This is a genomic window from Chitinophaga qingshengii, from assembly GCF_014529935.1.
Lineage (GTDB): Bacteria > Bacteroidota > Bacteroidia > Chitinophagales > Chitinophagaceae > Chitinophaga > Chitinophaga qingshengii.
The window spans coordinates 995609-1019524 of the sequence record NZ_JACVFC010000003.1; the positions used below are offsets into that span (position 1 = coordinate 995609).

18 protein-coding genes are annotated in these 23916 nt (G+C 49.2%); 9 read left to right on the forward strand and 9 right to left on the reverse strand.

Annotated elements, in window-relative coordinates; translation table 11 throughout:
- Window positions 1-42: 42 nt before the first annotated feature.
- Both ICL07_RS23875 and ICL07_RS23880 read right to left on the reverse strand, forming a co-directional pair.
- Window positions 43-1524: a hypothetical protein gene (locus ICL07_RS23875; RefSeq protein WP_188090550.1), complete on the reverse strand. Its 1482-nt coding sequence runs from the start codon at window positions 1522-1524 to the stop codon at window positions 43-45.
- A 110-nt stretch (window positions 1525-1634) separates the two neighbouring features.
- A complete protein-coding gene (locus ICL07_RS23880; RefSeq protein WP_246485150.1) occupies window positions 1635-4067 on the reverse strand; it encodes a glycoside hydrolase family 3 C-terminal domain-containing protein in 2433 nt (810 codons plus the stop codon).
- A gap of 340 nt (window positions 4068-4407) precedes the next feature.
- On the opposite strand from ICL07_RS23880, the gene ICL07_RS23885 reads away from it, so the two are divergent.
- From ICL07_RS23885 to ICL07_RS23910, 6 genes are all read left to right on the forward strand, one after another.
- Window positions 4408-4968 carry an RNA polymerase sigma-70 factor gene (locus ICL07_RS23885; RefSeq protein WP_188090551.1) on the forward strand — a complete coding sequence of 187 codons (561 nt, stop codon included), beginning with the start codon at window positions 4408-4410 and terminating at the stop codon, window positions 4966-4968.
- A 55-nt stretch (window positions 4969-5023) separates the two neighbouring features.
- Window positions 5024-5995, forward strand: a complete 972-nt coding sequence (locus tag ICL07_RS23890; protein ID WP_188090552.1) for a FecR family protein — start codon at window positions 5024-5026, stop codon at window positions 5993-5995.
- A 37-nt stretch (window positions 5996-6032) separates the two neighbouring features.
- On the forward strand, window positions 6033-8633 hold the full coding sequence (locus tag ICL07_RS23895) for a TonB-dependent receptor (RefSeq protein ID WP_223152076.1): 2601 nt from the start codon (window positions 6033-6035) through the stop codon (window positions 8631-8633).
- Window positions 8634-8635: 2 nt separating this feature from the next.
- Window positions 8636-9664 (forward strand): DUF4249 family protein, encoded by a 1029-nt coding sequence (locus ICL07_RS23900; RefSeq protein WP_188090554.1) that lies wholly within the window; start codon window positions 8636-8638, stop codon window positions 9662-9664.
- A 185-nt stretch (window positions 9665-9849) separates the two neighbouring features.
- Window positions 9850-11088, forward strand: coding sequence for an ornithine--oxo-acid transaminase (gene rocD / locus ICL07_RS23905; RefSeq protein WP_188090555.1), 1239 nt, complete (start codon window positions 9850-9852; stop codon window positions 11086-11088).
- 9 nt (window positions 11089-11097) lie between these two features.
- A complete protein-coding gene (locus tag ICL07_RS23910; protein ID WP_188090556.1) occupies window positions 11098-11739 on the forward strand; it encodes a VIT1/CCC1 transporter family protein in 642 nt (213 codons plus the stop codon).
- Window positions 11740-11746: 7 nt separating this feature from the next.
- Here the strand turns inward: ICL07_RS23910 and ICL07_RS23915 are convergent, their stop codons facing one another.
- Window positions 11747-12133 (reverse strand): hypothetical protein, encoded by a 387-nt coding sequence (locus tag ICL07_RS23915; protein ID WP_188090557.1) that lies wholly within the window; start codon window positions 12131-12133, stop codon window positions 11747-11749.
- Between the two features lie 131 nt (window positions 12134-12264).
- Window positions 12265-14442: a S9 family peptidase gene (locus ICL07_RS23920; RefSeq protein WP_188090558.1), complete on the reverse strand. Its 2178-nt coding sequence runs from the start codon at window positions 14440-14442 to the stop codon at window positions 12265-12267.
- Between the two features lie 282 nt (window positions 14443-14724).
- Here ICL07_RS23920 and ICL07_RS23925 point away from each other — a divergent pair, with 282 nt between their 5' ends.
- The 3 genes from ICL07_RS23925 to ICL07_RS23935 all read left to right on the forward strand — a co-directional run bounded on the left by ICL07_RS23925 (window position 14725) and on the right by ICL07_RS23935 (window position 16370).
- Window positions 14725-14982, forward strand: coding sequence for a hypothetical protein (locus tag ICL07_RS23925; protein WP_188090559.1), 258 nt, complete (start codon window positions 14725-14727; stop codon window positions 14980-14982).
- A gap of 64 nt (window positions 14983-15046) precedes the next feature.
- Window positions 15047-15661 (forward strand): trimeric intracellular cation channel family protein, encoded by a 615-nt coding sequence (locus ICL07_RS23930; RefSeq protein WP_188090560.1) that lies wholly within the window; start codon window positions 15047-15049, stop codon window positions 15659-15661.
- A 64-nt stretch (window positions 15662-15725) separates the two neighbouring features.
- Window positions 15726-16370 (forward strand): MarC family protein, encoded by a 645-nt coding sequence (locus tag ICL07_RS23935; RefSeq protein WP_223152077.1) that lies wholly within the window; start codon window positions 15726-15728, stop codon window positions 16368-16370.
- 413 nt (window positions 16371-16783) lie between these two features.
- On the opposite strand, the gene ICL07_RS23940 is transcribed toward ICL07_RS23935, so the two are convergent.
- From ICL07_RS23940 to ICL07_RS23960, 5 genes are all read right to left on the reverse strand, one after another.
- Window positions 16784-17878 (reverse strand): efflux RND transporter periplasmic adaptor subunit, encoded by a 1095-nt coding sequence (locus tag ICL07_RS23940; RefSeq protein WP_188090561.1) that lies wholly within the window; start codon window positions 17876-17878, stop codon window positions 16784-16786.
- 23 nt (window positions 17879-17901) lie between these two features.
- Window positions 17902-21105, reverse strand: coding sequence for an efflux RND transporter permease subunit (locus tag ICL07_RS23945; protein WP_188090562.1), 3204 nt, complete (start codon window positions 21103-21105; stop codon window positions 17902-17904).
- 36 nt (window positions 21106-21141) lie between these two features.
- On the reverse strand, window positions 21142-22536 hold the full coding sequence (locus tag ICL07_RS23950; RefSeq protein ID WP_188090563.1) for a TolC family protein: 1395 nt from the start codon (window positions 22534-22536) through the stop codon (window positions 21142-21144).
- 47 nt (window positions 22537-22583) lie between these two features.
- A complete protein-coding gene (locus tag ICL07_RS23955; protein WP_188090564.1) occupies window positions 22584-22925 on the reverse strand; it encodes a hypothetical protein in 342 nt (113 codons plus the stop codon).
- A gap of 95 nt (window positions 22926-23020) precedes the next feature.
- Entirely contained in the window at window positions 23021-23836 is an 816-nt protein-coding gene (locus ICL07_RS23960; RefSeq protein WP_188090565.1) for a DUF6630 family protein, read from the reverse strand.
- Window positions 23837-23916: the final 80 nt, after the last annotated feature.

Below are 23916 nucleotides of genomic sequence, written 5' to 3' on the forward strand. Positions count from 1 at the left end.
AAAACCAGGGGAAACAAAAATGAATAACGGGTCATGGATAACTTATTGTACCTGGAACTTTCCTTCCGGGGTGATTTGTAATACCTTGTCTTTTAAAGTAACGATAGCAGGCCCATTCAGTATTTGCAGGTTATCTGCTTTGTAATGCTCTCCTTCCAACGCCACGTCGTCTGCCGCTTTTACTTTATCATAGGGCATTGACTTCAGGGTGTTCAACAATACGTAGCGGTCCAGTACCTTCAGGTCGGGTTTGATGGTATACAGCTCTACCAGCTGTTCGGCGCCATTATCGTAAACATGCATACGTACCAAAACGATATCATTCCGTTGAATGCTGTACAATGATTGATCAATCTCCGTCTTAGGTTCTGTATTGGCCGCATAGTTGCTGCGCCTGTTTGCCAGTAGTTCCTTCAGATCATTTACGGAAAGTTCTTCTGTAATAAAATTCTTCTTCACCAGTTGACGCTTAAGCTTTCCACCTTCTTTCGGGGTATAGGTCACCTCGTCTTCCATAGTGTTGCCGAAGTACAGCTCTTCTCCGGTGCCTCCGTTATCATTGGATTCTTCTATTACCCGGATAGTGCCATCCGCTGCAATAGATGCGTTTTTGGATGCAGTGTAGTATCCTTCGGAGCCGGAATAGCCATTCAACCGGATACTGCTGCTTTCTTTTCCGTCGGGTGAATGGTAGACCAACTGCACGGTGGAGTCCATCACAGATTCTCCGCCATTCAGCTGCCCGGTAGCGTATAACAGGTAAGTACCTTTTCCGGGAAGGTCTATTTTGCCGTAGTGATAAGGGTCTACTTTCTCAAAATAAATCCATTCAGAAAAATCGAGGAAAGGTGTCTGTAGCGATACCGGCTTTAAGCCTGCCACGTTGGGATAGGTGATAGTAAAAGGTATTGTCAATGGTTTAAAGCGGCTGGCATAAGCGTCAAAAGTCACGGTTTCCTGTGGAACCGCGGTTATCTTCCCTGTATAATCGATACGGAATTGTTTCATACGGGCTTTGCTGTCTCCAACGTCATCCCCTTTTTTCTGGGTATACCAGGTTTCCTTTACCCAAAAAGTAGTGTCGTTGAGGAACTCCGGCCATTTATGCATTGAGTTCGTTTCGTTATTTTTCGTTTCGTCTTTATCGGAGCCTATTTCCTGGCGGGCAATCTCTTTTCCGTCGGGACTATAGACCAGCAGTAATACAGTGTTGTCATAATTATCTTTCTTAAAAATACATTGGGCGGCAATGGCCACATAATTTTTGTGCCTGGAAACAATACCGGCAGACACACTATGGAAACCGCTTTGTGCAAAAGGCCCCAGTGTACTGTCGATGTTTTCCAGGTCATAAGTATTTACTGGCGGTTCCACCGGTTTTAAATGTTTCAGCCATTCTTTAAAATCAAAAGATACGGTCTTTACACTATCGGCAAGCGGTACTTCGCCAGTACTGCTACTGTTATTACAAGAAAAGAATGCCATTGCCGGCACCAGGATTAACACAGTTGCTAATCTTCTCATAGGGGAAGGTTTTTTGGGGTGGCAAGATAATAAAATAAGTGATAGATAGATGATAACTGGTTAGGCTGAACGAAATCCTTATTCAGACTTCATTCAGCCTAAGTTATTTATCAGGGAACAATGGTAAAACTTTTATGTGCCTGGATATTTTCGGAGGAGCTGCCGATCAGGACTTCAAATTCGCCCGGTTCCACAGTGTATTGCATATGTTTATCCAGCAGGGCGAGGTGGTCCGGATGCAGCGTAAACTGCACCGTCTTTTTTTCACCCGGGTTGAGGGTAATCCGCTCAAAGCCACGGAGCTGCATCACGTAGGTGGTTACGCTGCTGACCTTATCCTTTATATACAATTGCACTACCTCATCTCCTTTTCGTTTGCCCGTATTGGTTACTTCCACACTTACCTGTATATCGCCCTGTGGTGACTGCTTTTCTGGAGATACCATCAGATTGCTGTAAGCGAAGGTGGTATAACTCAGACCATACCCAAACGGATACAGGGCGCCGTTGACGCTCGTACGTCCGAAACCGTTATTACCGGAAGAAGGCTGACCGGCATGGGAACCGGGTTTGAATGGGAAGTTCAGCTCTATTTGTCCCAGTGATTTCGGAAAGGTAACAGACAGGCGGCCACCGGGATTATAATCGCCAAAGAGCGTTTCTGCGATAGCGGTACCTCCCTGCGGGCCGGGGAACCAGGCTTCCAGGATAGCCGGCAGGTTTTGCTGCTCCCAGTTGATGGTCAGCGGTTGCCCGTTGATCAGCACCGCGACGACCGGTTTACCGGTAGCATGCAGCGCCTGCAGCAGCTGCAGCTGGCGGCCCGGCAGGGCGAGGTCGGTGCGGGAAAGGCTCTCTCCCACTCTTTTTTCATCTTCGCCTACCACGGCGATGATCACGTCTGACTGGCGGGCCATGGCCACCGCTTCCGCGATGCCGGCCTGTTCGGTGCTGTCCAGCGGCGTGGGAACGATTTCCGTACCAGGCCATCCGGGGTTGATGATATCACAACCTTTCGCGTATTGTACATTCACAGATTTCCCCAGATGCTGACGGATACCGTCCAGCACCGTGGTTACCGGGTTATTGGAAGGGCCATAGCGGCTGATAGCATGTGTAGAAGCTGCCGCCAGCGGACCGGTGACCAATATAGTTTTCAGCTGCTTTTTATCGAGCGGCAATGTTTCCTTCTCATTTTTAAGCAGTACCAGGGATTCCCGGTTCAGCTGCAGTGCAAAAGCCTCGTCTTCTTCAGTATGTACCCCTTTATCGGCCAGTTTGGGATCGGAATAGGGTTTATCGAACAAGCCCAGTTTGAATTTCACGCGTAGCACGTCCGCCACCCGGCTGTCGATCGTTTTCATGGAGAGGCGGCCTTCTTTTACCATTTCCCTTACCGGCAGGATATAATTTTCCGGCGGGGTAAAATTGGTGCGCACATTCAGGCCGGCTTCCACCGCCTGTCTTACTGCGTCTTTATAATCAGCAGCCACATGGTGCTTACTGAAAAGGTATTCCACCGCTTCGCTATCGGACACTACATAGCCCTCGAAGCCGAACTCCTGGCGCAGCAGCTGGGTAAGGAAATAGTAGCTGCCGGTAACCGGTTCACCGTCCCAGTCGTTGTAGCTGCTCATCACGCCCATGGGTTTGGCTTCCTGGATAACGCGGCGGAAAGGATACAGGTAAATCTGGTGCATTTCGCGGGGCGCCACATGCGGATCGGTGCGGGCGTCGCCATCACGTCCGCCTTTAGGGATGCTGTACACCGCGTAATGTTTAAGAGTAGCCGCCACGCCTTCACTTTGTACGCCGAGCGTCATCTGTTTACCCAGTTCCGCGATCAGGAACGGGTCTTCACCGTAACACTCCACTACGCGGCCCCAGCGGGGATCGCGGGCAGGGTCCAGGATGGGAACGTAAATGTTGGTATATCCCAGCAGCCGGGCTTCCCGGCCGGCAATATGTCCGGCCCTGGCTACCAGCGCTTTGTTCCAGGTACTGCCGATACCTATGGGCGCACAGAAAGGTGTGGCCCTGTCGTGGCAAAGTCCGTGAATAGCTTCATTGGTAAAATCCACCGGTATGCCCAGGCGGGTTTCCTCTATGAACCAGCGTTGTACCGTGTTGATAGCGCCAGCGTGTTTGCTGTAGGGGAAGGACCACTGTGTCTGCGCTTTTTTATTAAAAGGGAGGCTATTCAGCTCCTCATCGATGTTGGCGATACCATCTTTCCAGATTTTGTTTTTCCACTCCGGGGTAGGCATTTCATCCTTTAATACCCGGCCATAGCCATAAAGCGTGGCCATCTGGCATGTTTTTTCGTCCAGTGTCATTTGTGACAGCAGGTCTGCCACCCGTTTCTCCACCGATTGGGCAGGATCTTCAAAAATATCTTTTTTACCGTTTTTATTAAAATCAATCCAGCCCTGCCGGTAAATGGGCGATTGCTGGGCCGCAGCCGGGCTGCCCCACAAGGCAATAGCCAGGGCCACTGCAGAAAAATAATGAATTGGTTTGTGCATGTCTGATACGCCATTCATAGGCAGGTCCTAAGTTAAAGGCCGGAGGGGCGGATTGCAAATAAAGCCGAAAATTGCACCAGTAAAAGATAAGATTCTGGAAAAGGCAAAAAAAACGGTTGCATAACGAATATGCAACCGGTGGTAACTAAAAAACACAAACTAAAAACTGAAAAGGACATTTACAGCATATAGGCTAAAGGACGATTGACAGCATATAGATTAAACGATAACAGCATATAGGCTTAGGCGTTATACATCTTTATAACGCGGATTTTAACACATCCCTCTATCGGGAAAAATAAAAATATTGACTACATTAGCGGACATCATTTCACTTATAAAACTCTATGAAGGTTAAATGATAACATCACCTTCTTATCAAGCGTACAATGAGCTTTTCCATTCTCTATATAATGAGCTGTGTAATTATGCCACCAGTTTTCTGGATGATGAAGCAGCTGCAGAAGATGTAGTACAGGAGACATTTATCCGGTTATGGCAAAAACACCGTGAGCTGATCGGCATACCGAATATCAAAGCTTATTTATATAGAGCGGTGCGTAACAATTCCATTTCAGTGATCAGGAAGCGTACGGCCGAAGAAACGGGCAACAAGGGATTTGAATGGCTGGCTGATGTCAGTGAAGATCCGGATGCCCGGGAAAAAGCCGAAGCGAAACCGTTTTACGATCAGCTGATTTATGAAGCGATTGCCAACCTCCCGCCACAGTGCCGGGAAGTATTTACCTGTTGCCGGCTGCAGGGCATGACCCATCAGCAAACAGCTGAAAAACTCGGTCTGTCAGCCAAAACCGTGGAAAACTATATGGGAAGGGCACTTAAAATATTACGTAAGTACCTGGGACAGTACGGTTTACCGATTCTTTTACTTTTTTTGTTAAAAATTATTAACAAATAATAGAGGGCCAACGCCTATTCCGACGTTTTACTATTAAGAGCACACACTGTACAACATGGATACCTACATATATGAAATAATTGCGAAACAGCTGTCATTCACTTCTACACCCGAGGAAGATGCCATCCTTCGCGAATGGCGGGAAGCTTCACCTGAAAATGAGGCGGACTTTCAGAAAGCCGGCAAAATCTGGCAAGATGCACAGCCACATCACCTTCCCCGGCAAAAACAATTTGACACCGCCGCAGCCTGGGCTAAGGTAGACCAGGTATTGCAACAACCGGTGGTTTCCGCTAAAACTGTCCGGCTCCCCGTTATTAAACTGGTGGCTGCCGCCGTGCTGCTGATTGCCCTTACAGCCGGCGCCTGGTGGATCGCCAGCCGCCCTTCCCTGAAAGTACAGGAACTCGCTGCCAATGATGGTAAAATCAGAACCCTGGAACTTGCCGACAAATCAGTGATCACCCTGCGCCCCGGCGCCAGGATCAAATATTCTGAAGGCGCCGAACGGGTGGTGACCCTGGAAGGAGAAGCCTTTTTCGATGTAGCTACCGACCCACGCCGTCCTTTCCTCGTTAAAACTCCCAACCAGTCCGTTGTAGAAGTACTGGGCACCTCTTTCAGCGTAAAAACTGCCGACGCCCATACCACCGTGATCGTAGCTTCCGGAAAAGTAAGGCTGGGCATGGAAAACGACACTTCCTCTGTAATCCTTACCAGTGGCCAAAAAGGCACCTGGGGTAATGGCGAATTAAGTGCCGTTAACAACGACGATCCCAACTTTATGGCGTGGAAAACAGGAATTTTGCAATTTAATGATCAATCACTTGTTGAAATATTGCCACAATTAACCGATTTTTACGGCAAAGTCATCAGGATTGAGGATGGCTATCAAGCTACTGCAGCACAGCAAAAAGCGACGATTAGCTTCCAGAACCAGTCTTGCGACGAGGTTTTGCATGAATTACAACTTTTGCTTGGTTTCAACTATAAACAGGAAGGCGATACGATCGTCATCGGCAAGTAGACCAATAAACTACTTTATTACATGTATCATTAGTTGCTTGCTGCTACTGGCACCTGTGAGAGTATTGCGTGCGCAATCCAAACAGGACCCCATGCTGCAGCAGGCTTATAACCCTCCCTCCCGCGAAGGCACCATCCTGTTCTTTATCCAGGATATCCAGCGCCAAACCGGCATCAGCATCTCCTATAGTTCCAGTTTCCTGCACCTGAATAAAAAAGTGCAACTCACCGGCAGTGAACACAGTACCGGCCAGGTACTCAATACCATCCTGCAGGGCACCGGCATCCAGGCGGCAGCTGTCAACGGTAAAATATTCCTGTTACGCGAATCTTCCCAGACCCAGTATTATACCATCAGTGGTTTTATCAAGGAAGAAAACAGTAAGGAAGTCATTATCGGCGCCTCGGTATATGACCCGGTTACCCGGCGCGGTACCATCAGTAACTCCTACGGCTTCTACAGCCTCCAGGTGCCTGATAGCTGCACCAGCATCATATTCTCCCATATAGGCTATGAGACACTGCTCCACCCGCTTCCTCCACCGGATGATGGCCAGCTCGATATCCATATGCAACCCCGTAACCCGCTGCAAACCGTAGTGGTAAACGGCGACCAGGATTCGGTAACGCTACAGGCCGGGTATATCAGGATGCCCGTGGGGTATGTATCCAATTTCCCTTCCCTGCTGGGCGAAAAAGATGTGCTGAAATCGCTGCAGCTCTATCCCGGTACGGGCAGTTCCCTGGAAAGCAGCAGCAACCTGCTGATCCGTGGTGGTGGCGTAGATCAGAACCTCTATCTGCTCGATGGCGTGCCCCTGTACCATACCGGCCACCTCTTCGGCCTGTTCTCCATTTTTAATGGCGATGCCGTTAAAGATGTATCACTCTATAAAGACGCATTTCCCGCCCGTTTTGGCGGACGCCTTTCCTCCGTAGTAGACATCCGCACCCGCGATGGTAATATGAAGGAATGGCATGGGAAAGCCACTGTCAGCCCCGTATCTGTCAGCACGGAGCTGGAAGGACCGCTGGTAAAGGATAAAAGCGCTATGTTCCTCTCCTATCGCCGCTCCCTGATGGATTGGCTTTATGGAAGATCCCTTACCCGGCAGTATGGCAAGTATGCCCTTTCTGATATCAACTTCAAACTCAACCAGCTGATCAATAATAAAAACCGGGTGTACCTCAGTTTTTATAAAGGGCAGGACAATATGTTCATTCCCAGGGATAACACGCCTTTTCCCCTGGATGACGACTACCGTTTTTCCTGGAGTAATATCACCGCAGCCCTGAAATGGACCCGTGTTATCTCCCCGAAGGTGTTTACCAATACCACTGCCACGTACAGCCGGTTCTACAACACCTTCTCCCAAAACTCGGACTTTAAACTGGCGTCTGCCGCGGTGAACTTTAATGGTAAAGGCGTTTCCCGAATCCGTGATATCGCCCTGCATAATGAAACAGAATTCAACGTCAGCAACACACAGAAGCTGTCCTTCGGCGGCGGTTATACCTACCATAACTTCGCCCCTACAGCCTATAGCAGCAATATAAATCCGGGGGACGCCATCCAGCGCCCGGCACCCAAATACTACATGTCGGAGCTTACCATGTACGGCGAAGATGAGCTGCGTCTTTTCGACGACCGGCTGACGCTCCGTCCGGGTGCGCATTTTGGCGCGCTGATACAACGCGGTTCGCTTTACAGAAGCCTGCAACCCAGGATGATGGCCCGCTGGGACTTCCCTCATGAACAATACATCCAGGCTTCCTTTGCCCAGATGACCCAGTTCATTCATCAGCTGACCACCCCGGTAATCAACCTCCCTACCGATTTATGGGTGCCCAGTACCGAAAACATTAAACCGGAAAGGGCCTACTCTTACAGCCTGTCCTATCAGAAACAATGGGAGACCAAATGGCGGTTCAACATCAACCTGTATTATAAATTATTAAAAGATATTGTCACGACCAACACGGTACTCAATATCTTCGATAACTCCGACCTGTGGGAGAAAAAAGTCATCAGCGGCGATGGTTATAACTACGGCAGTGAATTACTGCTGGAGAAAAACACCGGCAGACTCACCGGTATCTTTAGCTATACCCTGGCCTGGGCCTGGCGGGAATTCCGCACGCTGAACAGCGGAAGAATGTTCCCCTATAAGGAAGACCGCCGTCACAATCTTTCGCTGGCACTTAAATACCGGGTAAAGCCAGGCTGGAGCCTGTCCGCCTCCTGGAAATTCTCCAGTGGCTCACCATTCACGCTACCGGCACAAATCTTCCCGGATTATGATTGGGGGCGTAATATCAACGGAAAACTGGATGAACGTTATTCACCTTTTTCCAATAACCAGATCAATTATCTGCCCTTTATCACCCGGCTCAATAATTTCCGGCTTAATCCTGTACATCATCTGGACATTGGCACCACCATCTACCTGGGCAGTACGCGGACGCTTCATCATACGCTGACCGCCGGCGTATATAATGTGTATTCCCGCAGTAATCCGTTTATTGTCAGCTATGACCAGTTTGTGACGATGTCCTACGATGAAATTTATCCATTGCAGTTATACCAGTACAGCCTATTCAGAACCTTACCTTATATCAGTTATACGCTTAAATTTTAGTGATGAAGTATCTGTTTCAAATCTGGTGTGTTTTCAGCGTGGCTGCATTGACAGGATGTATACGCGATCTGCCGGTGCCTCCCACCAGCGGCAAGGCCAGAGCTGTGGTTTACAGCGAACTGGTAGCAGGCAGAAAAGCCGAAATGCGGGTCGGTAAAAGCAAACCGGTAGGCCCGGATATCAACAACTATTTTGAACCGGTAACCAACGCCACCGCCCAGCTGCTGGGCGCCGACAGTCAGCTGCTGGAACAGTTACACTATGTAAAAGACACCTCTACCAATATGGCCTTCTACCGGGGTAATACCCGTATTGATGCCAACAAAACCTATTATATACAGGTAAAAGTACCGGACACCAAAGATGTGACCGCCCGCACCACTATTCCACCATTAATCAAAGTGGAACTTCAGGACTCCCTGCGTACCACGCTGAACGGACGGGACGTACTGCGTTTCCATTTCAATATACAGGCGCCGCCTGCCAATGGTAAACAGTTCATTGTTATGGAAGCGCTGAAACAGCTGGCGCAGCTGGATACTATTTTTACCTATCGGAATGTACGCTACCGCGTGCGCGATAGACGCGCGCTGTTTAACCAGGTAAAAAACGAACCGGGCGTAACTTTCGTAAAAGACACTTTGTACCTGAATAGTTACCTGCGTATTCCGGTATATACCCAGGATGAAAATGCCGACAACAACCAGGTAGGCGGGCTCAATGAAAACTACAACAGTATTCTTTTTACACAGCGTGGCAAACCGCTGAACACCCAGTTTTACATCAATGCCACTGCGCTCACCGCCGGTAGTACGGAAGTAGAGCCACCCATTGGGCGGGTACTGGTGAATGTAAAATCCGTTACCCAGGAATATTATGATTTCCTGCTTACCTATGAAAAAGTGAGGCGCAATCCCGGCCTCAACAGTTTGATACAGGCCATTCAGATACGTAGTAATGCCATCGGCGGACTGGGTGTAATTGGCGGTTGCAGCCAGGTAGCATATTATCTGTATTACGACAATTTATAGTCACGCAAAGAGGGCAAAGTGAGCAAAGAGCACCAAGATGACTGAAGCGAATATTAAGAAAGCAAAGGAGCGAAGACCAAATATTGGTCTTCGCTCCTTTGCTTTCCTATTAAACTTAACAAAAAACCTTTGCGCTCTTTGCTCACTTTGCCCTCTTTGCGAGAACAATTCCGTATTTTTGGGATATGATACCAGCATTTACGATAAGCGAAAGGACTCAGCATTTTCTTGGATTGGAAGAGCAATATGGTGCACACAATTATCATCCGTTGCCAGTAGTACTGGACCGCGGTGAAGGCGCCTATTTATGGGATGTGGATGGTAAACGTTATTACGATTTTCTTTCCGGCTATTCCGCCGTTAACCAGGGACACTGTCATCCCCGCATCATTGCGTCGCTGATAGAACAGGCGCAGAAACTGACACTCACTTCGCGGGCATTTCACAGCGACCTGCTGGGAGAATACGCACAGTATATTACCGCCTATTTCGGTTATGATAAAGTACTGCCCATGAATACCGGTGTGGAAGCGGTGGAAACAGCGCTGAAACTCTGCCGTCACTGGGCTTATATGGTAAAAGGCATTCCGGAAAACCAGGCAAAGATTATTGTTTGCAGCAATAATTTCCATGGCCGTACCCTCAACGTGATTTCTTTCAGCACCGATCCGGTGGCCCGTAATAACTTCGGTCCGTTTATGGCCGGGTATGAAGTGATTCCGTTCAACGATCTGCCGGCGCTGGAAAAAGCCCTGCAGGACAAGAACGTTGCCGGCTTCCTGGTAGAGCCTATTCAGGGTGAAGCCGGTGTGGTAGTGCCGGACGAGGGTTATCTGTCCAAAGCCCATGCCTATTGCCAGGATGCCAATGTATTATTTATAGCTGATGAAATTCAGACCGGCCTGGCCCGTACCGGCCGTATGCTGGCCTGCGACCATGAAAATGTACGTCCCGATATACTCATACTCGGTAAAGCGCTCTCTGGTGGTACATTGCCGGTAAGCGCCGTACTGGCCGACGATGAAATTATGCTGACCATCAAACCGGGAGAACACGGCTCTACTTACGGTGGCAATCCGCTTGCCTGTAAAGTGGCTATCACCGCGCTCCAGGTATTGAAAGATGAAAAGATGACGGAAAATGCTGCTGCCATGGGTCAGTTGCTGCGCAACGGACTGGAGGCGCTGCAATCGCCATATATTAAAACCGTACGCGGAAAAGGACTGCTCAATGCGATCGTGATTAACCATCCCGATCCGGAAGCAGCCTGGGACCTTTGCCTGACTTTAAAGGAAAATGGCCTGCTGGCCAAACCCACCCATGGCGATAAAATCCGTTTTGCGCCGCCGCTGACGATCAATGCCACACAAATCACCGAATGCGTTCAGATTATAGGGAACAGCATTGAAAAAGCATTCCGCTAACCACCGCGTATGACAGCATCACATAAGGCCATCCGCAGTTCCGGATGGAAAACCGATCTGCTGATCGGCTTTCCCGATGGATTGTTTCTGTTATTTTTTGCCACACAGGTTATGCAGACCTTCCCGATGGAAGTGCAGACCTTCTACAATCTCCAGTTGGGTATCCTGCTGGCAGGCAGCCTGCTGGTGATGTACAGCACCTACCAGGCCAATAAAGGCGATGCCCAGCACGACAGCGCGCTCCTCTCCGATGATGAACGGAAAAAGCTGGAACACCTGGACATCAACGACCATACCATCGCGCAGATTGCCGATGAAATGCAGAAGGATGCCGTATTATGGGAAAACACTTTACAACAGGAACAGGTAGTGGAAACTACGTTTAGCCGTAGCCGTGCTATCCGCAGTGCTTTGTTTACTGCCTTCTTTTTTTTATTGGGAGGAGTATTGTCAGTGGGGCCTTATTTGTCGAACGAAAATTTTCCGGCCGCGTCTCAAACCAGTATGCTGCTCGTTTTCCTGGGATTAACCGTATTTAGCTTTATGAAAGCGAAGATAACCAGCCAGCGCCCATTACCCATTATCATCCGTTATTGGCTGATGGGCGCCGGTATATGGTGCGGCGCCTGGTTATTGCATAAAATATTCTGATAGCTCCTTATTTTTTTACCGGGGTGCGGGTCAGCAGCACACAAACGAATACCACCACAGCCGCCGCCAAAGCAATGTAGAGCGCAATGCCTGTTTGCGGGCAAACACCTGCTTCACAACGGGAAAACAACAGCATGTTCCGGAAAGACCAGGCCAACAGGAAACCACCAACGAAAAGATTCATCCGCATTACCCATTTATTCTTTACCAGAAAAATAACTGCTGCCAATACCGCCAGAAAAATATTCAGTTTCCCCGGTTCACCAAAAGAAGATCCCGTTGTATTTAAACCGGTAAACACCAGGTGCCGGCTTTCAATTGTAGCCCAGGGAAAGAATGTACAAATAATCGCTATCACCGCAGCAATAATCCCGATAACAGAAGTCTTAGACATGTAATTCAGTTTATTAAGAAAGCGCAAGTTAGGACATTTGATCATTTAGTTATTTGGTTATTTAGATATTTATCTATTGATGAACAGTTTGATCCAATGGCTAAATATCTAAATAACCAAATAACTAAATCTTACTTGCCACCCGGCTCACAATGAGCGCGCAGGTAATTGGTATACAAAGTAGACAGGTGCGTGAAAGTGCCCTCTCCTTCCGAAATGCTGTGGGTACGGTTAGGATAAGCCATAAACTGGATCTGTTTGTTGTATTTGATCAGTTCATTGAGCAGCATTTCCGCGTTCTGGTAATGCACGTTATCATCGCCGGTGCCGTGAATGTACAGCAGGTTACCTTTCAGATTTTTGGCGTAGGTGATGGGAGATCCTTTTACAAAGTCTTCCCGGTTTTCTTCCGGTAAACCCATATACCGTTCCTGGTAGATATTGTCATAGGTCAGTTGGTTACCTACCGCCGCGATAGCAATCCCTGTTTTGTAGATCTCCGGATACTGGAACATCAGGTTAAGCGTCATGGAACCGCCGCCGCTCCAGCCCCAAACAGCGATACGGGCAGGATCGATGAAGGAATATTTTTTCAGCAGCGCCTGGGTAGCCTGCGCCTGGTCGCGCGCATTGAGCACGCCCACTTTACGGTAGACGCTTTTACGCCAGTAGCGGCCTTTCGGCAGCGGTGTGCCCCTATTGTCCATGGAAGCGTAGATATAACCATCTGCCGCCATATCGCCATCATAGAGGAAGTTACGGCCAGCGCCGGCTACATCACGGGTAGTAGCGCCGGCAGGTTCGCCGTATACATAAAATACAATCGGATATTTTTTAGCCGGATCAAAGTTTTTCGGTTTACGCATCCAGCCGCCGATGTTGATACCATCAGCAGTTTGTACCTCGAAATACTCCAGGCATTTACCCTGTGCAGCTGCCTGTTTCAGGGTTTGCATTACCTCCGGGCTGCTTTTATGCGCCGGCAGTTCTACGTTTTCACTTACCGGATACATGCAGGCATTGCTGAAAGAATGCACAGCCCAGGAGCTATAGGGAGAAATGCTGTATTCATGGCTTCCGGGTTGATCAGCCGGTGTGATACGGTCGGCTTTCCCGCCACTCAGCGGAATGCGGTAAAGGTATTCCTGCACCGGGTTATCAGGTGAAGCGGTGAACCAGATCTGGTTACCGGTTTCATCTATTTTAGCGATGGTGATCACATCGTAGTTGCCCGGCGTCAGCAGGGTGGCTTTACCTGTTTCCGTGGAAACACTGTACAGATGGCGCCATCCGTCCTGTTCACTTACCCAGATAAAGTCTTTACCGTTACGGATAAAATCCCAGCCGGCGATATTATCATCATCCCAACGGGATTTCACATCGATCCAGGCGCTGTCTTTTTCTGTGTACAGCGTGTGTACTTTCCCGCTGGCCGCGTCGCAGAGCATGATTTTGCTTTCATTTTGCTTGCGGTTAAGTTGCTGGATGATCAGTTGTTTTTTACCGGGCACCCACTCCATGCGGGGAATATAATGTTGTTGCTGATCCCCCGGAACGTCCATCCAGCGGGTGGTGGCAGTTGCGACGTCCACCACGCCGATACGGCAGGCGGACGGACTTTGGCCGGCTACCGGGTATTCTACCGGTACATTGAAAGAATAGATGGAGTCGGTATTATTGATCATCAGGAAGTCGCGGATTTTGGTAGCATCTATCTGCCAGTACGCGATGCTTTTGCTGTCGGGGCTCCAGCGGAAGCCGTCGCGGCAGCCAAATTCTTCTTCATAAGCCCAATCGAAGGTACCGTTGATAAAGCGCCGGGTACCGTTGGCGGTTAAGGCTTTGATAGTGCCGGTGGACAGGTCTTCCACGTAGAGGTTATGATCACTCACATAAGCCGCTTTGGTGCCGTCTGGCGACAGTTTCGCGAACATAAGCGAAGAAGCGGCATGACCTTTGCCTAACTGTTGAAGTTTGCCGGTCGAAAGGTCCAGCAACCAGTAGTCACCGCGCGTTTCGTAGCGCCATACTTTTTTTGAATTGGTGTAGATCAGCAATTTTTTTTCGTCTGCTGAGAAGGAGAAGTCCCGGATGGGAAGTGCTTTGGCAGTGCCGGCGGGCGTATATTTCTGCGCTGGTACTATCACCGCAGGTGCCGCACCGGATAATGGAGTAGCAACGATTCCTTGTGGTTCTGCCTTTAAAGTGGCCCGTCCATCGCGCGACCATCTGATTCCTTTGCCTGGCTGTGCAAAAACGGTGAAACAGCTCACCGTCAGCAAGACGACCAATAGTGTTATTTTCTTCATTGTGGATATATAAAACACAATGGTAACCAAAATTTTAAAAGTAAAAAGCAAGATTGTGGCCAGTGGAGAGGGTCGGTGCCGGACGGCCAACTTTTGAAGATATAACCTTTTTTAACATTTTTTGTCCAATGTGGATAAAAAAGAACCGGTATAGGGAAAAGTTTATTTCTTTTTTTATATTTTTATGCAAATATTAATAATTAAATAATGATTATCAGTTGGTTAGTAGGCTGGCCAACCTTCCTGAAAACAAATTCTAAATCCTGGAAAAACCATCTAGTTATGATACAAGTTACCTTATCTTATAAAAACCGCGAATTCTTTCAATTTGAAGATACTTTCCTGGCTCAGATAGCAGAGAACACCAAAAAACTGTTATATGCCCTGCTGGAAGATATCTATGATCTCCTGGCCGTTGAAAAAGGCCGTTTCCGTATCAATCTGGATGCTCACCCTAAAATTGAAGTAGAAGGTTTCAGCAACGACCTGCGTAACCAGATAGAGCGTACACTGCGCGGCGAATACGATTACGATTATTGATCTATCCCCCTCCTACGGATATTCCCCTATACTGCCTATCTTAGCGCGAAAATCAGACAGGGGAATGTCACTCACGTTTATTCAGGGACTGGAGCTATCCGGTACTTTTGCCTTCGCCATTTCCGGTGCAACGGCGGCCATCAATAAATCCTACGACGTCATAGGGCTGCTGGCCCTGGCTTTTGTTACCGCTATCGGCGGCGGTACCATCCGTGATCTGCTGATCGGCGCCACCCCTGTGGCCTGGATGACGGATGAACTGAGCAATACTGCTATCATTGTTGCTGCCGTCATCGCTGCACTCTTTTTCTCTTACGTTAAAATACTTCAACGCTGGCTGAATATTTTCGATGCCATCGGGCTGGGTATGTTTACCATTACCGGTATTAACAAAGGTATCGCCGCAGGCCTTCCTATTCCCGTATGTGTAGCCCTCGGCGTAATTACCGGCGCTTTCGGCGGCCTGCTCCGCGATGTGATCACCGGAGAACAACCCATTCTTTTTACCCGGGAAATTTATGCCGTAGCTTCCATTGCCGGTGGCTCACTATATGTGCTGGCCAGTGTTTTCACGCCATTGCCAGGCGGCTTCGTTCAGAGTATATCCGTTGCCGTTATAGTAGGTATTCGTCTTTTAAGCCTGCGTTACAACTGGCAACTCCCCCGCTTACGGCAGTAAAAAATAATCTTTCCGGAAACCGGTTTTGGGAAATTACGAATTAATAAATTTCCTATATTGAGGTATGATGTCTCTGTTCGATAACTACTTCGCGTTTGCCACCACCGTGTTCATGGGATTGCTGGCGATTGTCAATCCAATTTCCGCTATACCGGTTTTCATGGAGCTGACTTCCTACATGGATAAAAAAGCGAAACGCAACATCGCCACCAAATCGGTGCTGATAGCCTTTTGCATTATCATGGTTTTCAGTGTGGCGGGCAAACTGATCTTCCACGTATTCGGGATTACACTGGCCGCACTGCGTGTGACCGGTGGTATCCTGGTATTTGTGATCGGTTATGAAATGGTGCGCAGCAAGGATGAAGCTGTCCAGTCGCAGAAGCTGGGCGACCAACCCGTAAAAGCGGACCAGGGCATCAGTGTAGCGATCACCCCGCTGGCGATGCCACTACTGGCCGGACCGGGCGCTATTACCACTTCCATGAGTTACTCCGCAGCCAAAGACCTGACGCACCTTGCCATTGTTATGGCGGTATACGCAGTTATATGTTACATCACCTATTTACTCTTCATCGCCGGAGAACGCATTGTAAGAGTGATCGGCACCAATGTAATGATGGTGGTAACTAAAATGATGGGACTGATACTCGCCGTTATTGGTGTACAAATGCTGGCCCTCGGCATCAAAGAACTGTTCAATCTGTAATTTTTATTTCTCGTCAACAATTTCAAAACGTTTCGTGTTATTTAAACAATGACGCGAGCGAGACAGGTATGTATTTATTCTGTGATTTGATAAACAGCTATTGGCGTTGACCACTTTGAGTTTATATTCAGTGATCCGGGGCATGTTGGAACCCGGCCTGACAAACGTTATGCAATACAGGGCAGTCTGATTTAACCAATCCTCCTTTCTTCAATTTTACAACGATTCATGCCGCAAGGCATGCCCTCATACTTATGTGTACATTTTTCTTAGTTGAACAACAGGTAAATATCCGTTATTGATTACTAGGTGGATGTTACCGTTCCCTTTTTTCAATAGGAACAAGAAGAAATCAATATAGACGGAACAGTTAGCAAAAAGCCGTCCCGAATCATCGGGACGGCGTTTTTGTGTTAATCATTATGAATCGTAACACCATCTTTGATTTCGTCGGTAGCATTTACGATCACTTCATCTCCTGCTTTCAGGTTGCCGAATACTTCCGTAGAATCATTATGATGATTGCCTTCCTGCACATCCACCCACATGGTCCGGTGATCGCGTACCACGATCACATATTTTCTTTCCGTAGACATCACCACTGCGGATGCCGGCACCACCATGGCGGATGCCGATCCATTGACCGGCATGGTGATTTCTGCATACATACCGGCTTTCAGCATGCCATTTGTATTTTGCACATCTACCTCCACTGCTTCGGAACGATAACGGTCATTTAAAGTACCCGCTTCACGGGAAACAGCACCGGTGAAAACTCTCCCGGGCATTGCGTTGACGGTGAAGTTAACCACTGCCTTATCTCTTAGCTGACCGCTATATATTTCGGGTACCTGTAATATCAGCCTCAGTTTATCTTCCTGTTCCAGCATTAGCATGGGCTTATCACCTACTTTAGTATCCGGACCTACCAGGGCGCCGGGATGGATATTCCTTTCAGTAATTACGCCATCAAAAGGAGCGGTAACAGTCAGGTAGTCGCGCATAACGCCCCGGGCGCGGAAGTTGGCCTGCTCACTGTTCATCAGCGCGCTGTCGCCCAGCATACGGGCTTTTGACAGCTCCAGGTCGTGCGGAGAAATAGTACCGGGTGTTTCATTGGCTGTAGCGATCGTGCGTTCGTAGTTGTCCTTGCTGGCTTCATGCATAGCCGCTGCCTGCAGGTATTTGGACTGCGCCGCATAATATTGCTGCGTTACCTCCGGTGCATCCAGCACCAGCAGTACCTGGCCTTTTTTTACACGGGAACCGCGGTCTACCAGTATACGGTTGATAAAACCATTCACCCTGGGGTAAATACTTACTTTCTGAAATGCTTCCAGCGTTCCAGGCAGACGGATACTGCCTGTCAGGGGTTCCTGTACCACTTTAGCCGTCTGGTACTGCTTTTCATGTGCCACCGGCTTGTGTTCAGGTGCAGCAGTCGAATGACAGGCTGCCAACGCTGTCGCCAGTCCCAATATCATCCAATTAGCAGTCATATTTTTCATATATATAATTTTTTATGTAGAATTTAAAGATCAGCAGGCATTAAAGAAGGAGATTCGAGCGTGGATTTCTTTTGCATCCGTGCATATACCAGTGGTAACACCAGCAATGCTGCCAGGGTGGAGGCTATTAACCCTCCAATCACCGCGCGGCCTAATGGCGCGGTCTGGTCGCCGGCTTCTCCCAAACCGGTAGCCATGGGTATCATTCCCGCAATCATCGCCAGACTTGTCATCAGGATAGGGCGCAAACGGATACCAGCGCTGACAATGGCCGCCTTACCGGCATCCTTATAGGATAACCGTAGTTTCTCCGCATTGGTGACAATGAGGATAGCATTCGCCACCGATACCCCCGTAGACATGATCATGCCCATATAGGACTGCAGATTGAGCGTGGCCCCTGTCATCAGCAAAGCCAGCAACGCGCCCGCAATTACCGCAGGTACCGTTACCAGCACTACCAGTGACAGTTTAAAAGACTGGTAATTGGCTGCCAGTAACAAAAAGATCACGACTACTGCCATAGCCAGTCCGCGTTGGAGACTGTCCAATGTTTCTACCAGCAGGCTTGAAGCTCCTTTTAATTCCACGATCAGTCCCTTCGGCGGCGTACCGGCATCGGCCACTACTTTCTGTACGGCAGCAGTCGCCGCTCCCAAATCTTTCCCCGTGATATTGGCACTAACGGTAACGAACCTACGTGGACCGGCACGATCGTATTCGCCAGGCATTTCCGTGGTACGGAAAGTGGCCACATCAGCCAGTACCGGCCTTGGCTGCCCCGGCACCAGCGGTATTTCCTTCAGATCGTTGATGGCAGTCATACTGTATTCCGGCACCTGTACCTGCACCTGGTAGGTATAAGCCACCTTCTCGTCCAGCCACTGGTTCTTCTCCGTGAAACGGCTGGAAGAAGTGGACGCTGTCACAGAACGCGCTACCTGGTAGATATTCAGCCCCATCTGCGCCAGTTTGAGACGGTCTATTTCAATACTGATCACCGGGAAATGCAGCGGCTGCGCTATCTGCACATCCCGCAGGAAGGACAACTGTTTGAGTTGCGATACCAGTCCTTCTGCATAACCGGCAATCTGTTTCATATCCTTACCCGCTACCCGCAATTCTATCGGGGTGGATGCCCCCTGCGCCATGATTTTTTCGGTAAGATCTATGGGTTCAAATGATAAGCGGATGTCCGGTATCTTATTGGTAATATTGGTCCGTAGCTGGTCTTTCAGCTTTTCTATATCTACTTTATAATCTTCATCCAGGTTTACCTGCAGCACCGCTTCGTGGGTGCCACTGTTGAAGATGTAGAGGTTACTCGTGCCGTAGCTGCTGGGAATCAATCCTACGTATGCGGAGCTGATAGCCACATGTCCATCTACCGTACTATCAATGATATGAAGGGCTTCATGCAGACTGGCTTCGGTCCGTTCCAGGCGGGTACCATCGGGCATGCGCAGGCGCAGCTGAAACTGACCGGCGTTTACATGGGGCATCAGGTCCTTCCCTATCCACCAGTAACAGCCGCCTGCCAATGCTATGGCACCGATTACGTAGATGCCGACAATCAGTCCGGAACGTTTCATACTTCTTTCCAATATGCCGATAAACCTGCCTTTGAAACGTTCGAAAAAATCCTTCTTCTGTTCCGGCTCCGTCTCCTGGTATTCCAGGTGTTCATTTACTTCTTTCACTTCCGCATTATCCAGCGCCAGCCCGGCATGGCTATGGCCATGGCTGAACTTCTCCGCCTTCAGCCACCAGTTGGATACCACCGGAACCAGCGTCTGTGCGGCAAAGAAAGAAGCAATCATCGCAAAGCCGATTGACAGGGACAGCGGCAGGAACATGGCCCTGGGCACGCCTGTCATAATAAACGAAGGTGCAAACACCGCCAGGATACACAACAGGATCAGCAACAACGGGAAGGCGATTTCTTCACAAGCATCGTAAATAGCCCGCCTTACCAGTTTACCCATTTCCAGGTGCTGGTGGATGTTTTCGATAGTCACCGTAGCCTGGTCTACCAGGATACCGATGGCCAGCGCCAATCCACTCAACGTCATCAGGTTGATGGTTTGTCCGGCCATTTGCAGGCCCAGTACCGCACACAGCACTGCAATAGGAATGGTGATCACCACTACCAGACTACTGCGCAGATCGCGCAGGAACAACAGCACCATCAGCCCTGTGAGCAAGGCACCCAGCAAACCTTCTGTGATCAGGCTTTTCACAGCATTAATTACAAACACGGACTGGTCAAATTCATAGGATACTTTCACGTCATCCGGCAGCAGGCTCTGCATCTCCGGCAGTTTGGCTTTCAGCTTTTTTACCACGTCCCAGGTGGAGGCATCGGCTGTTTTTACCACCGGGATATATACCGAGCGTTTGCCATTGACCAGCGCATAATCCACGGTAACGTCGGCTGCATCGGCCACGCGGGCTACGTCTTTGATGAAGATAGTCGCATTACCGTTGGTCACGATCGGAATCTCCCCGAAATCAGTCACTTCTTTTTCGAGAGAGTTGATCGTGGTGACAAACATGGTATTATTAATACGGATGTTGCCGGAAGGCGTCATCACGTTGTTTTTAGCGATGGCCTCTACCACCTGGTCTGCTGACAGGTTGAAGGCACGCAACCGTTGTGGGTCAACGTTCACCACTACAGAGCGGGAGTTGGCACCAAAAGGTGGCGGCGCCGATAATCCCGGCACCGACGCAAACATAGGCCGGATACGGGTGGCCGCCAGATCATAAATCTCTTTCAGCGATTTGTTGGGGCTACTGAACACCAGTTCCCCTACCGGTAAAGACGACGCATCGAAGCGCAGCACCTGTGGCGGCAAAGCGCCGGGCGGGAAAAATTTCATAGCCCTGTTCACCTGTAATGCCACCTGGGCGGAAGCCTCCGCCATATCAGTGCTTTCGTAGAAGGTAAGTTTTAATAACGTTAACCCCTGTATGTTTTTGGTCGTGATATTTTTTACGCCGTTTACATACAGGAACTGGTCCTGCAAACGGGTGGCGAAGAAACCTTCCATTTGTTTAGGCGACATACCACCGTAAGGTTCTATCACGTATATCGTGGGCAGGTTTAGTTTGGGAAATATATCGATGGGTATATTAAACATAGCCAGGATTGAAAACAGCAACAGACCGGCGGTGAGCACCACCACCGTGACTGGCTTTTTCAAGGCTGAAGAGACTAAAGACATAAGCGTTACTTTAAAATGAAAAAACCGTTGCCCTTATCAGAGGCTGCCGATCAGCTGCCGGAGGTTATTATCCGCATAGGCTGCCCTGAACAGCGCTTTCCAGGCTTCGTCGTGGGCCTGGACCATATCTGTTTCTGCCCGGTTGAGCACAAACAGCGCGTTGGTGACGTCGATGATACTGGTAAGACCGTGTTTGTACAGCGCCATTTTTTGTTTGGCGGCAGCCTGGGCAGCCTGCAGCTGCAGGGGTAGCTCTTTTAGTTTAGCCTGTGCCGTTAGTATATCGGCCTGAGCCTGTTGATACAGGCTTTGCAGGTTGGTGCGGGAGGTAGCCAGTTCCTGCTCCGCAGCGGCTGATTTCTGCCGTTGCACGGCCAGCTTGTCGCGGGTATGTTTGAGATCGGCCACATTCCAGGTGATACCTAATCCCAGCAGGTAGTTATACCGGCTGTATCCCAAACCGCTGAAGAGATTTTTATCATACACATCATTGAAACTGCCACTGGAGCCGCGCATCCAGCCGGCGGCCATCAGGTTAACTTTAGGCAGCTGTTGTTTGCGTACGACATCTTCCTGTGCCTGCTGACGCTGATACAGGGCATGGTAGTATTCCAGCAACGGGTGGCTGTCTGCTAGTTGCGCCGAATCCGGTTGCAGCAGTTGCGGCAAAGCCGCGCCGCTACCAAATACCGGCACCACCTGCGCCGTATCAAGACCAGTCAGGGAAGCCAGTTCAATACGTACCTGGTTATAGCGGTTAGATACTTCCAGGAGGCTCAGGCGGGCTTTGGATAGCTCAGCCGCAGCCACGGCGCTGTCCACGCCCGGTTTCAGGCCGTGTAGCACAATGGCGGTCACTGCGCGGGCCATTTCGCCATTACGGCGGATATTATCTTCCTGTATTTTCTGTAGTTCGTTTAGCCGTAACAGTTCGAGGTAGTCTCGGATAACCGTTACCGTAAGCTGGTTGGTCGTGTTGCCCAGGTCCGCCTCGTTCACATGTAAATCCTGGCGGGCGGCGGCTTTTTGGGAGCCATAGGCGCCGAAGTTGTAGATTTCCCACTGCATGGAGGCCATGGCGATGTTGCCGCTCATGAGGGCGGCATTGTTTTCATTCCGGATACCGCCGGAGGTAGATGGGATCATGCCCATGGTAAAATAGGAACCGTAGATACTGTTGTCGGTGCCTGCATCAATCTGCTCATGTAGTTTAAGGGCCGGGTACCAATTGTGATTCACATCGGTGATATTGGCCTGTCCTGCTTTCACGAGTGCCTGTTTAGCCTTTACGGCAGGATAATGGGTAATGGCCAGGTCGACAGCCTGTTTAAGCGAAAGGCTGTCCGCGACGGGGCCTGCGAACAAAGAGGTGAACGGGAGCAGACATAACAATAGCCCATACCTCTTTTTCGCGGTCATATGTATACGCATAATTCGCTGAAAAGATTAGTAAAAGAAAAAAAACACTAAAGGAGGGATCAGGCTACAGGAGGGCCTCGCCAGCTTCGTAGCGGAACGGGAACGCTGAGGAAAGGATTACAATGATATCCGCTTCGGTTATCATCTACATAAATAAAATAAGGGGGAAGGGAAACGGCATAAACGGGACATATCCGGCTATGGCTTTCATTAATACCTACCGGCCGGCGTTTTAATTTTTTGATCGTCGTCTTATACCGGGGAGTATGTTTCAGCACATATTGGGTGATGCTGAAAGAAGGATCATGTGATTTGGGAAGTGCACAACCGTCACCCCGCTCCGCTTGCGGAAGCAGGCACACAGTAATGAGTACAAGGAATAGCAGCCTTAGTATTTTCACATCCAACTAACTTAATGGCTACTAAGATATTCAATGATAGCGGCTTTTACCAGACCACTCATCACATTTTAATAAGATTTTAATTCCGGGAAAAACTAGAAAAAGCAAACCAGGCAAAGTTCTTTCATTTTTTGGGCGGCGTTGGCCAACCGGAAATCCTGCATGGGGAAGCAGGCAAAAGACTGGAATTCGTCCAACGAGGGACCGATCGCCACAATCTTCAGGTCAAAGGCTTCCAGCTGGTCATTAAAATGATTCAGCAGCGCCTTAGCGAAGTCCTCTGCGGCTAATATCGTTTCGTATTCTTCCGGCGCGGGCGCTTCTAATATGGCGCCCACATTTACCAGTGGTGACAATTCATTGAGTGCAAATACACCTTCATCCGACAGGGATCTCCATTCAAAATCAGCCAGGTTACCGGCCTGTTGCAGCGCCACCTGTAATTCTTCCCAGATAGCGGTTACATTGGCGGGTACTGTATCGGGCAGGTTGGCAATCTGTTCCTCCGCCGCTTCTTCTTCAAAAATATCCAAGTATAATTGAGACAACAGTTCCCGGGCATTACCGGCCTTTCTTAGTTTATCTGCCATTTTCAGTCCACGTAACATGGCATCCCAGCGCAGGGAAAGTTCTTCCACATCCTCTGCCAGCAGTTCATCAGTGACCATCACTGCTTTTTCTCCCAGTTTGTAATTGTCAAGCCTGCTTTTTTTCACCACCAGCTGCTCTCCTGCAAAAGACAGCTCATAGGTAGCGCAATTCAAAAAGCGGGTACCAATCACCACCTTGTCAGGAAATATTTCGTGTATCACATCCTCTTCCGTATCGATATGGGAATTACCGCTCTGCTGGCCGAATGTAGCGGTCATCCAGTTAAAATCCGCCTGTGATATACCTGTTGGCATCTGCATAAAAAATCACCATTGATGCTCAAATGTAATGAAATTAGCTGAGGGCCGGAGCATCCATAAAAGTATTTAAATTAGTAGTG